This window comes from Jiulongibacter sediminis, assembly GCF_001306455.1.
Taxonomy (GTDB): domain Bacteria; phylum Bacteroidota; class Bacteroidia; order Cytophagales; family Spirosomataceae; genus Jiulongibacter; species Jiulongibacter sediminis.
Genome location: NZ_LGTQ01000013.1, coordinates 284,029 through 297,575, shown reverse-complemented (window position 1 = coordinate 297,575; position 13,547 = coordinate 284,029). Strand labels below are relative to the sequence as shown.

The window sequence follows — 13,547 nt, the reverse complement described above, 5'->3', positions numbered from 1 at the left end:
CCAACTTTAAATCATAGTCTGTAAATTTGGGAAGTAACCAACAACAGCATGAAAAAATATTCACTCCTCACCATACTTCTTTTATCTTCTATTCTTAGTCTCAGAGCCCAGACTTTCATTGATGTCACTCCAAGAAATAACCTTAGCAAGTTCATTGAAATCTACCATAGAGAAACCGGAGATATGAACGGTGATGGACTCGAAGACATCATTACTTCCGGCCGAATCGAAGACGATAATGGAAGTCAAAGAAGTATTTTAGCTCTACACTTAAGTGACGGAAAAGGCAATTTCTCTTTACAAACTGACAATATTCTAGCTCAAAGTGTGACTAGTTTTACATTGGCCGATATTGATTTAGATGGTGATCTTGACATTAGTTATTTGACTCAACCTGACTCAAGTTCAACATTAAGTGAGCTATTCAATAACGGCAAAGGAGATTTTACACAAAAAACAAAGACACTTGATCTGCCTGTGATGGATTTGATCAGTATCAGTTACAGTGATTTAAATAAAAACAAGCAAAACGAGCTGTTCATTTCTGGCCGTACCTTTAGAACAGACTCGGTTGATAATCCACCACCGTACACCATCCGAAGACAAATAGGAAACAGCTTTCTATTTGAAAAGAAGGGCGAACAGTATTCAAAAATTAATAATTCTAACATTGAGGGACACTGGGGCCCGAAACCTATTTTTAAAGACTTAAATAACGATGGACTTGTTGATATTTTCATCGCCTCTTTAAATCATGTCCCACAGGTAGGAGCTACCTCTTCACGAATACTGATATACCATAATAAGGGGAATTTTAAATTTGAAGAAAAAGAGTTAGTCAAGCTCTTTTACAATGCGGAGGACTTAAAAGCAGAGGACTTGAATAATGATGGTAAAATAGACCTCATAGCTTCGGCAAAGGATACCTACATGGGCCATTTTGGAGAGAGCACTTTAATTCTTTCAAATAAGGGGAATTTGATTTTTGAGGAAATGGTAAACCCGGATCTAACTTCTGAAGGTGGTGAAATAGAACTAATTGACTTTAATAAGGATGGCTTCAAAGATATTCTTACATCTGGAAGAAGAAGACTAGGTAGTGGCTTTGCTTATCGTACGGAAAACTCCTGCAAACTCTTTCTGAATGATAGCGGTAAAGGATTTAAACTTGATTCCTCGAATTTCATTTACAATTCAGGAGGTTCTTTAAATAGTTTGGATGTGAATAATGATGGTAACAGTGACATTATCATTGATGATATTATCTACTTGACGAATGATTCCGGTAAACTAAACTATACCTCCCCTCATTTTTATGGTCAATTGAAAGACGTTAAATCATCTGTTTTGGACTTCAACAAGGACAGCTTCCCTGACCTGATTATCAATGGGATCAATCAAAATGGTGAATCAGAAACAAAGGTATTTCTGAATCAATCGAATGGTAAGGAGTTTATTGAAGAACCCAACCACCCATTCCCGGCAATGAAAGATATGATTCTTCAGAGTGATAAGGGTAGTTCTATTATGGTCTTTATCGGCAGGAACTCGTCAGGCAATATGGAGTTGAAAATTTTTGAAGAGAACAATGAAGTATTAAAAGAGGAAATAAGCCTGCAAGAAGTCTCTCAAATTCTATTGCTTGACATCAATAATGATAAAAAAACAGATATACTGATCAATGGGAAAGATAGTACTTCTGCAAGCTTAACTGTCTATTTTAACGAAGGCGGGGACACTTACCATCTGTCTAATAATGTTGTCAACTACGGTCAGACCATTATAAAAGTGGAGCAAGCGAATATTGACGGAGATAATTTCCCGGATTTGTTTTTTTCAAATGGACAAAGAGTAGAAAACCAAATTCTTTGGGATGCTATTTATTTGACCAATATTAAAGGAGAAGGTTATGCTCTTGATCAAGCTGATACTTTAAGAAATATACTTTCCGGCAGTGCCACTGCTGCCCTATTTTTATCTGACCTTGACGGAGACGGAGACGACGATTTAATAGCGAATGGGCAATTCACTTCCGGGACATACACCGCTGGACCCAAATACTTTAGTTTTTACGAGAATGTTGATGGGCATTTCAAGGAATTTGAAAAATTCAAAAAAGGCTATGGTGGCCAATCTGTTGGGTTCGTGGTAGCTTCTGCGATAGAAGACTTAAACAATGATGGTACAGAGGAGATGGTGTTTCTACATAATATAGTTTCCGGTTCACGCTACTACCCTGGAAAGTATACCAACTCCTATCAGAACAAAATAATGGTGAATATTGACCATTTAACGCTGCGAGAAACAAGGTGCAGCAGTCTTCCTAATATGTCAAAAGCAGAGATTAAACCAGCAGATTTTAACCAGGATGGCTTTGAAGATTTATTCATTATTGGGAAAGACCAAAACGGCGTTCCTAAAGTTTATATTTATCAAAATCAGGGAACGAGACTCCCCTACTCAACAGAGCAGATAATGGCCTGCGATTCTGTCACTTGGATTAATGGAAAGACATATACCGGGAGTAATTATATAGATGTTTACCCTAGAGTATATGAGAGTTTAGACTACAGCCCTACATTCGATTGTGAGACAAGAACGGCTCTTCACCTTACTCTTGGTCAATCAAACTTTTGGACAGATACCGTGGAGGCCACTGGTGAGTTCACTTGGATAGACGGCAAAACATATTTAGAGAGTACCCAAACAGCCACCTACACATTAACCAATCAAAGTGGCTGTGATTCAGTAGTCACTCTAAACCTCACCCTCATCCCCCTCTCCGCTGAAAAAGATCCTGAAATCAACATCTACCCCAACCCCACTGGACAAGTCCTTAACCTAAAATTAGGCCATCAACCTGAAACCGAAGTTGAATTCCAGATCATTAGCTCCAATGGAATCCTGAGAAGAAAATGGACCTCTAAAGAGCAAAGTCAAACGATGAACATAGGCGATCTGGAGGCCGGTGCTTATTTCATTGAGTTTTCTGATGGGGAGAAGAAGAGGGGATTTAGGTTTGTAAGGCGGTGATAGATCCTAATAGGAGTACAAAAGCCTTAAAAAATCTATCCTTTAACTTATGGCCGCTTTGAGTTCAAAACTATACTAAGACAATTTTGAAAATAGTTTCAGATATTTGAAACCAGAGTCTGCATCATAATCCGCTAAGATGAAATTCAATTTCCAACTTCTATTACTTCTTTTACTCTCAACCCTTTTTGCTGAAGCTCAGAAATTAGAATTAGCCAATGTCGGTATAAAACCGCTCATGTGGGTTGATATGGAAGCAGCCGATTTTGATCTTGATGGAGACATGGATTTATTCATCATTGGCCAGGAAGGTCCTCAAAAGTCGTTCTCCGGATTATACATTAATGATGGCAGAGGAAAATTCTCTTTAAGTTCCATAACATTTCTTAATCTATATCAAGGGTCGATAGCCGTAAATGATTTGAACGGAGACTTATACCCTGATATCTATATTACAGGCTGGGATGAGAACGAGAAGTATCAAACTGCTCTTTACTTTTCTGACGGACAAGGTTCTTTTACCGCGGACGCCGAATTTGACTTGCCAGCAATAAAGTCAAGTTCTTCAGAACTGAAAGATGTAGATCAGGATGGTCAAATTGATTTGATTATTTCAGGCAGCTTGAACTCCACTGAAAGTATTACCCGCATTTATTTTGGAAAAGAAAATGGAAAATTCGATCGCACCAATTTTCAGGAATTGGAGTGGTTACGCTCAGGCGACCTAAAAGTAGAAGACCTTGACTCAGATGGTGACCTGGATATTCTCTACACTGGTGTTAATGACGATATCACAAAGACCATTTTATATTCTAATGAAGGAGATAGAGTTTTCCAACAATACAATAATCATCAGCTAATAGGTTTAAATACGGGATCGATTTCAATTGCAGACGTTAATAGAGATGGTCTTCCTGATATTTATATCAGTGGCTATAGCCCAGAATTACTTATACCTCAGTCCAGAATTTATATCAATAAAGGGGACCTAAGTTTTGAAAACCTAGATGCAGAACTTGATAATGTAGTAGTAAATACATCCGGCTTTGGTGATTTTAATAATGACGATTACCCAGATCTTTTCCTTACAGGGTACAATCAGGAAAAAGAAAATGTAGTAGCCAAAATTTACCTGAATGATAAGGGGGGCAAATTTTCAGAATCAACATTTAGCGAATTGCAAGGTCTTCAGACATCCTCCTCGGCCATCGAAGACTTCAATGGAGATGGTTTTGATGATATATTGTATGCCGGCCTTTCAATGCGTTCAGGCAATAAATTCATTGCACTTTATTCAGGGGAGGGTTGTTTTGAAGACAAAACAACGGATCAAATTGCTAGTTGCGGCCCCTACACCTGGATTAATGGAATTACCTACTATGAAAGTAATACTACAGATTCTCTCACTTTAAAAAACAGGTTTGGCTGTGATTCTACTGTTTATCTCAACCTGACCATAGGTGAACCCAAAATTCACAGACAAACAGTAACTACCCGAAAGCCTTACAAGCACTCTGACTATACGGTTTATTTGGAAAGTCAGATCGGGCTATTAGATACTGTCGCTTTGGCTTCGGGCTGTGATTCTATAACCATAACTGATGTTGAAATAATTCGTCCTATTTCGGCTGCTGGATTTACGAGGGATACGGTTAATGAAATAAAAAAATTTAAATATGGCCAATACTCATTTTCTGATTTGAACCGGGATGGTTTACTAGATATTTTCCTAAACAGAAGTCATGAATCCAATTCCTCAGAAGAAATCACTTTTATAAGTAATGAAGACCGATACTCTGAAGAAAATGGAAATTTATTTAATATCCCTAATTATAGAATAAGTAGTATTATCCATGCTGATTTAGACAACGACGGAGACGATGATTTTTTGGTTTGGGGTTATGATACCACAAGTTACAGCGTCTATCAAGTCCAGAAACTCATTCAAATTGACACTGGTAAATTCAGTGTAGAAGCTGTACCAAACATCCCTTTCTCTATTATTAATGGGAGCCGACATCTCGAAGATTTGGATATGGATGGTTACCCGGACTTGATAATTTTTGACAGGAAAATAGACGTTAGTTATCAGGACTCAACCTTCAATGAATCAGACTCTTCCTATCAATATCAAAACCCTGTTTTTACCTATAATCCTAAGAATCAAATCTTCCTCAATGATGGGAACGGAAACTTCAAAGCCGTAGAAAATAATGGTCTTGACGTTCCAGTAATTCAGAGCGTATCATTCGGCGATATTGATGATGATAATTACAAAGACCTAATTTTCATTTCAGTTGATTCAGACTCCCAGCTAGGAAATGTACTTGTGTACAAACAAAACTCTCCAGGAAAATTCAGTGAATTATTCGAGTTAAATGAAAATGTTAAGAATCTTAGAGTTTCAGGCTTTGTAAATATAAACAATGATGACATCAAGGATTTTATAATTCAGGGCACACTTGATAACAACTTCTACTCCAAGGTCTTTTATGGTCAGTCAGACCACACTTTTTCTGAGCAAGACAATTTTGATTTTAGACTTTCCAGTGTAAACATGGGTGATTTCGATAGTGACGGTGATACCGACTTCATCCTATATGGATTCAACAGTTGGCCTTACCTACATTTAAACGACGGCAAGGGCAACTTTGTTAAGACAAAGGACAGTCCGTTTTTAAATAGTTCACCTTTTAACAACCAATACTCTCAAATTATCGACCTAAATCAGGATGGTTATCTCGACTATATTGATCGAGGGATCATTTATTGGAATGATGGCTGCCAGATAGATTATTATGAAGACAGACAGATTACGTATACACCTTTTGAATGGATTGATGGAAAAACCTACTCGATCTCTACAAATGTGCCAAGAATCGTTTTGAAAAATCAGGCTGGCTGCGACTCAGTCATAACACTAAATCTTGAATACAGGAACACGCCAAGAGGAGAAGGGTTCGTTGAAATTACACCTGAAAATCTGCAACAAAGGGCTGTCTCCTCGATTGCCATTGCAGATATCAACGGAGATGGTTTAAATGATTTAGGAACAGCTGTATTAGATATTAGTATTGATTCAAAAATTTATCTCAATACAGGAAATAGAAAGTTCAGCAACTTGAATAAAACAGATTGGACAGACTACATAGACCGGCAAATCTTTTTTAAAGATTTAGACCTGGATGGTGACCAGGATATAATTCTTGATGCTTCTATTGAAGGAATTAATTTTTTCCTGAATGACGGGGCAGGTTCTTTCGCGAAAAACGGACCTCCCATCATTAAAGAGGTCGAAGTAAAAACAATTTCTTTGGAAGACATTGACAACGATGGGTATCCTGATATTGCAGTCTCAGGGTATAACAACAGCTTAAATTTATACGAAGCTAAAATATTCTTTAATGATGGCTTAGGCGGATTCCAAAACCCACACAATGCTTATTTTGAAAAGTTAAGCTATGGAACAATTGATCTGGTTGATCTTGATGGAGATGCCGACAAAGACATTATTGTGACTGGCATTACAGAAAACGATAAATACGCAAGCTCCTGTTATCAGAATATAGGTTTTCGGGAATTTATTCCATTTTCTTGTGGGTTGCCCGGATTCGCAGATGCTACGATTAAATTTAAAGACCTTGATGGAGATTTTGATAAGGACGTGGTTATTTCAGGTTGGTTAGAAGATCAAAGGTTTAGTGTCACTCGTCTTTTTGAAAATGATGGAAATGGGCACTTTTCAACCTCAAATTCCCTTGATGACGAATATTATTTTCATTCTTTAGATTTCTCAGACATTGACGGAGACGATGATCAGGACTTCATCGCACAAGAAGAAGACAATCAGGGTAATTTATTCACAACAGTCTATCAAAATGAAGGTAATTTAAACTTTAGCCGAAAACCTAAGAAGGCCATTGAGGGACTGAGATATGGAGATATCAAGGTGGCTGACATGGACGGAGACAAAGCCCCGGATATTATCATTTCGGGCATGAGAAAAGATGAAACTGAAATCGTTCGAATATTCTATAACGAAAACGCAGAAGACATTAATTACCCGGATTATGCCATAGACAATATCATCAGTGATGAACCAATAGTTTGGATAGACGGGAAAACTTATAACGAAAGTACCAGCAGGGTCCAATTCGTTTTGACAAACAGCATGGGAGGGGACTCTATCGTTACCTTGAATCTTTTGATAACGGAGAAAGTATTAGCTGCTGAAAGAGAGCAAATTGAATTCAACCTCTACCCCAACCCCACGGACCAAATCTTAAACCTAAAGTTAGGTCACCAACCAAATTCCGAAATTGAATTCCAGATCATAAGCTCTAATGGAGTATTGAGAAGACATTGGAAATCAAATAAGCAAAGTCAAACTATTGATATTAGTGGGTTGGAAGCGGGCTCTTATATTCTTAAAGTTTTTGCTTTCGACCTTGAAAGGGCTTTTCGATTCGTTAAACAATAACCCTTCTCATCTATTATGAAATACAGGTTCTTTATTCTCCTCATAATTCTTTCTAAACATTTAAATGCTCAGGTTGTTGATTTTGAAATTATTCCCAGATCAGAAGAATTAATCAACAATCAATTCATGGATATTTCTAATGAAGAAACATCATACTATGCTAGAGCTTTGAAGTCTCAGACAATTGCTGATTTTAATGGTGATGGATTCGACGACCTATTAATTAGCGGATCCAACGGTCTCGAAGACAATACAGAACTCCTTTTTAATGATGGTAAGAACAACTTTAAAAGGAGTGAAAACTTTGTTCTAAATAATTACGGAATCTATACAATTGAAAGTGGTGATGTTGACAATGATTTCGACATTGATTTGGTAGTTACATGCACTACTACCCAAAATGAAGACAAGGCATTTTTGCTTATTAATCAAGGAAAAGGCAGTTTTACTATTCATCAAGATTTTATTCTCGATGAAGCAGTAGGAGGAGCGATAAAACTAAGTGACCTTGATAATGACCTTGATTTGGATTTGGTCTTTTATTCTTCCTTGAAAACGGGCGTCATGGGTATTTATGCCAATGATGGAAAGGGTAACTTTACAGCAAAGCAAATGCTCGCTCACAAAGCCAACTCAATTGATGTTGTAGATTATGATTCAGACGGCTTAAATGATATTTTGGTTCACTTATACGAAGTGGAAAATAAACCTCACACTCACAAAACTCTTTTTTATAAAAACAAAGGCTCCTTCCAATTTGTCATTCAAAATCAAATAAACTTTCCGGTTAAAGGAGTTTTTAATGCTAAATCTATTGACTATGACATGGACGGAGATTTTGATATAATGTACAATTCTAATAACTCCAAACTATGGATTCACGAGAACATAGATAATTCTGAGTTTCAAAGCTCTTTAATTCTAAGTGACTCTTTAATTAAAGTATCTGGTGTAAACTTAGGATACAATGATTACTTATTTGAAGACTTCAATGGGGACCAAAAGCCCGACTTAATTTTGAACACAGTAAATAGAGGTCAAAATAACCATGATAATTTTGGCTATATTTTACTTCAGGATGGGAATAAAAAATTGTCTTTTTCAAGTATCATACAAATAAAACGAGAAGCCGATTACTATGGAAGAATTGGTATAGACGTTTCAGATTTCAATAATGATGGTGAAATAGACTTCCTTATAAATGGTATACCTTTTCTTAATCGAGGATGCTTGCCCAATTACGTAGGTCAAACAGTAGCAAGTGAAAACGAATTTACCTGGATAGATGGAAACACATATTACACGAGTACTCAGCAGCCAAGTATCAAGCTTAAAAACCGATACGACTGTGATTCCACTGTGTACTTGAGCCTCACGATCACAGATCCAATCCGAGACAAATACTACCAAAGAAAAAGTATAATCAACCTGGATTCCACCATCCATGTAGAGATAGACATTGGCTCTTTAAATCCTGATCCGCTTGCTGACCTTGTCATTTACAGTCAAGACTATAATTACATCAATAGGCTCCATATACTAGAAAATCAAACTGGAAGAAACTTTAGCGAAGAATCTCAAATTGTTGAGAATATCATTAACATTCCTACAATCAGTCTGGCGGATCTTAATGAAGATACAATTGACGAAGTTTTAATCTCAGGCAAGAGCTTTGTCCTCTACGACAGGGATTCAAATCCGTATAGAAATGAAATGATTCCTCCTGAAGTAAATACACTTGAAGATAACAACACTCTTTTTACAACAAAACATCTTATTGGTGATCTAGATTGCGATGGCTCTACAGATTTAATATTTAACCAACGATATGTTGACACCCAGAGTACACATCATTTTTCATTCAGAACCTTTTTAAATAATGGTGAGGGAATATTTTTTGAATTTTCAAAACATGGGTTACCTCAAATAAATGCTTTTGATCTAAGGTTAGTTGACTTGGATAATGACTTGGACCAAGATCTGGTGTTTAAGGTGGAAGCAAATAATCAATTTGATTTTATCATCTATAAGAATAACGGTTCAGGAGAGTTTACGCTGTTCGAAAATCACCAGATTCAAAGTATGGCAGAAAATAAATATCATTTCGGAGATATTAACAACGATGGCTTTATTGATCTGGTAGTTGGTGGAATCAAAAAGAATGGAATTTTTGAACTGGAAACATATATCTATTATAATGATGGTACGGGGAATTTCAGCAATGGTTTGAATAGTTCCATCACAGGATTACCTCGGTTCTATAATAGCGATTTTGGGATATTTGACGCCGACGGAGATCAGGATCTTGATTTATTCTTTTCATCAATAATTTTCATGAACGAGGACAACACAAGTATTACCAGTGGAAGTAATATTTATCTAAATAATGGAGAAGGGAATTTCCAACCGAAAAATAATTCTCCGTATTTTAAAGAGCTATCATACTCAACAGTTAAAATTGCTGATGTTGACAACAACAAGGCTCCTGATATTATTGTTAGTGGAATTTCCTATCCCGACGCCCACACCTACATTTACTTTAATGAAAACCCGGAGAATAAATGCTTCACTAGTAAAAGTATTGACTTCATTGTATCAGATGAGCCAGTAACTTGGATTGATGGCAACACCTATGACGAAACAACCAGTCTACCAAAATTTATTTTAAAAAACTCTGCAAATTGTGACTCCATAGTCCAACTTAAACTCAAAATAAAAGAGAAAGTCTTAGCCTCTGAAAAACCGGTTGTAAGTGTTGATATTTATCCAAACCCGTCATCAACAATTTTGAAAATTCAAAATGAGTATAGTAAATCTGAAGAGAACTACCTGATAATTTCAACGACTGGACAGGTTGTTAAACAATGGAAAAGTATACTTAAAGAACAAAATATTGACATTTCAGATTTAGTGTCCGGCACCTACATCATCAAAGGAGGAAATCAAACTACTGGCCTGTGGTTTAAAAAAATAATAGTTTCAAATTAGAGATTTAGACAACGCTTGCCTCAAAAGACTTATCCGAACTTAAATAAAGGTCGTTAAAACTCTGGACTCAAACCTATCTTCAAGCCGACATATGTATTTTTGATTTTAACTGTATCTAAAGGCCATAGCCAGTTATAAATCAGGATTCTCCTCCAAGTAATACATTAAAGAAACTTACATGATTTTGGTAAAAAGGCTGTAAGTTTTATCATCTTCTTTCGATGTGTTTAATTTAAACCACATGAAAAAGCACTAAAAGAGGCGTCAAATTTTTCTTTTATGGCGAACTGTGATTATTAATTCTGGAGGTAATCTGGGATTGAGGTGCCCATGTCGCTGCTTTCAATAAAGGATGGAATGATGCTCATGAAGAAGTAGAAATAAGCAAATAAAGAAGGCCGGTTAATTCATTTGGATGGACCTTTTTCCTCAAACCTCCACCGGCCACCTCTCATTCGGCATACCCCACTCAGCCCAGCTGCCGTCGTAAACGGCTGCATTGGGGTAGCCGGCGATTTCAGCAGCCAAAGCAATGACGGAGGCTGTTACTCCAGAGCCACAGCTCATCACCAGTTTTTTATCACCGAGATTGAATTCGTTGAAAAGGCTGGTTAGTTCTTCTTTTGATTTCATATAAAGGCCGTCTTGTACCTTTTGCCAGGGTAAACACACTGAACCCGGAATATGACCTCCTCTCAAACCAGCTCTGGGTTCAGGAGCGGTAGCATCAAAACGCCCTTGAGAACGGGCATCCATAATCTGAACCGTCTCATTGCCCAATACTCCAACCACATCTTCAGACTCGTAAAGTAGTTTGCTGTTCTTTTGGGCTGTAAAATCACCTTTCGGTACTTCCGGCCATTCGGCCTTCTCTGTTTCAAAACCCGCTTGCTGCCAGGCCGGGAAGCCTCCATTCAAGACATAAACCTGTGAATGCCCCATGGCTCTGAAACTCCACCAACCGCGTGGACTCCCATAAGTCCCTACCTGATCATAAACCACAATTACTGAGTCATTATCTATTCCAATGTTTTGGGCAGCATTTGAGAAATAAGCTTCATCGGGCATCATATGCGGCAAATCGGTATCCAAAACACTGAAATCAGCATTGATATCCATCATCACCGCTCCCGGAATTTTAAAACCACTCTCCCAATCGTCAGGAGCCCCGATTGGTTTCATCTTGGCTTCCACAATTTTGACATTTGGGTGACTCTTAAATTCATTCAGCCATTCAACAGTAACCAGCGGACCTTCGGGCAATTTCAGTTCGTTCATTATTCAGTCTATTTTGACCGAAATTAACAGCATTTCCTTAGTTTTGCACCTCGTTTTTGATGAAAAGACATAAGATTTAAGACATAAGACAAAAGACTCCCTCTTACAGACAATTTAATTGTCCTGAACTTCAAAGTCTCCCGTCCTCCGTCTTCCCTCTTCCGTCTTTCAAAAACTATTCTTCCAAACGAAAAGTAAAACAACATGTCGGCACCAGCCACAACACTTCAGGATATTATAGCACACGCCAAAGAGTACGGCTTTGTGTTCCCTTCTTCAGAAATTTATGACGGTCTTCAGGCAGTTTATGACTACGGTCAAAACGGCGTGGAACTGAAAAATAATCTCAAAAATGCATGGTGGAAAGCCATGACACAGCTGAACGATAATATCGTTGGGATTGACGCGGCCATTTTCATGCATCCTTTGACCTGGAAGGCCTCCGGTCACGTCGATGGATTTAACGATCCAATGATCGATAATAAAGACAGCAAAAAGCGTTATCGTGCCGACCAGCTTTTGGAAGGCAAAGCCGAAGTTTTGACCAACGAAGGCAAAAAAGACGAAGCTCAGGCTCTATTGAACAAAATGGGCCAATTACTTGGAGCCGAAGATCTTGAAGGCGTTAAAAATCTGATTATTGAGGAGGGAATCGTTTGCCCCGTAAGCGGAACTTCAAACTGGACAGACGTTCGTCAGTTTAACCTGATGTTCTCTACCCAGGTAGGTTCTGTGGCTGAAGATTCAAATACCATTTACCTGAGACCTGAAACCGCTCAGGGTATTTTCGTAAACTTCCTGAATGTGCAAAAAAGCGGAAGAATGAAGATTCCTTTTGGTATCGCACAGATTGGTAAGGCCTTCAGAAATGAGATCGTCGCCCGTCAATTCACCTTCAGAATGCGTGAATTTGAGCAGATGGAAATGCAATTTTTTGTTCGTCCCGGCTCAGAAATGGAATGGTACGAAACCTGGAAAGAGAACCGATTGAGTTTCCACAAAGCCATTGGTTTACCAACTGAGAGTCTTCAATACCATGACCACGAAAAACTGGCCCACTATGCTAATGCGGCTGTGGATATTGAGTACAAGTTTCCGTTTGGATTCCGTGAGATTGAAGGAATTCACTCGCGTACTGATTTTGATTTGAGAAATCATCAGGAGCTTTCGAAGAAAAAGCAACAGTACTTCGACCCTGAGGTTAATCCTGAAACAGGAAAACCTTTTGGAAACTATATTCCTTTTGTGGTGGAAACATCGGTCGGTGCTGATCGTTTATTCCTGGCCACCTTCTGCAACGCATTCACTAAAGAAATGGTAGGTGAAGGCGATAAGCAAAAAGAAAGAACTTACCTTAAACTTCACCCGGCCTTGGCCCCTATCAAAGCGGCTGTTCTGCCATTGGTGAAAAAAGATGGTTTGGCCGAAATCGCCGAGGAAATCACAAACTCGCTGAAACCGTATTTCAGAGCCGTTTATGATGATAGTGGTGCCATAGGGAAACGTTACACTCGTCAGGATTTGATCGGTACACCTTACTGCATCGCCGTTGATTACGAAACCAAAGACGACAATTGCGTGACTATTCGTCACCGGGACAGCATGGAGCAGGAGCGTGTTCCTATTGCTGAACTCAAAGATAGGATTGGAAAAGAAGTTGCCGTTGAAAGAATTCTCGAGGCGATTTAAGATAACCGATATTTTCTAAGAAAGGTCAATGCGTAAATGTGTTGACCTTTTTTTGTGGAATGATTATTTGAACCACTGT

The 13,547-nt window shown here is 38.1% G+C and carries 5 protein-coding genes; 4 read left to right on the top strand and 1 reads right to left on the bottom strand.

Annotated elements, in window-relative coordinates; genetic code table 11:
• Positions 1–48: 48 nt before the first annotated feature.
• The 3 genes from AFM12_RS17735 to AFM12_RS17725 all read left to right on the top strand — a co-directional run bounded on the left by AFM12_RS17735 (position 49) and on the right by AFM12_RS17725 (position 10,501).
• Positions 49–3,033, top strand: coding sequence for an FG-GAP-like repeat-containing protein (locus AFM12_RS17735; RefSeq protein ID WP_055151157.1), 2,985 nt, complete (start codon positions 49–51; stop codon positions 3,031–3,033).
• Positions 3,034–3,172: 139 nt separating this feature from the next.
• Complete coding sequence (locus AFM12_RS17730) at positions 3,173–7,513, top strand: FG-GAP-like repeat-containing protein (protein ID WP_055151154.1); 4,341 nt, start codon at positions 3,173–3,175, stop codon at positions 7,511–7,513.
• Between the two features lie 15 nt (positions 7,514–7,528).
• Positions 7,529–10,501, top strand: a complete 2,973-nt coding sequence (locus AFM12_RS17725; protein WP_055151151.1) for a T9SS type A sorting domain-containing protein — start codon at positions 7,529–7,531, stop codon at positions 10,499–10,501.
• Positions 10,502–10,930: 429 nt separating this feature from the next.
• On the opposite strand, the gene AFM12_RS17720 is transcribed toward AFM12_RS17725, so the two are convergent.
• Positions 10,931–11,779, bottom strand: coding sequence for a sulfurtransferase (locus AFM12_RS17720; RefSeq protein ID WP_055151148.1), 849 nt, complete (start codon positions 11,777–11,779; stop codon positions 10,931–10,933).
• A gap of 204 nt (positions 11,780–11,983) precedes the next feature.
• Here AFM12_RS17720 and AFM12_RS17715 point away from each other — a divergent pair, with 204 nt between their 5' ends.
• Positions 11,984–13,468 (top strand): glycine--tRNA ligase, encoded by a 1,485-nt coding sequence (locus AFM12_RS17715; protein ID WP_055151146.1) that lies wholly within the window; start codon positions 11,984–11,986, stop codon positions 13,466–13,468.
• Positions 13,469–13,547 lie beyond the last annotated feature (79 nt).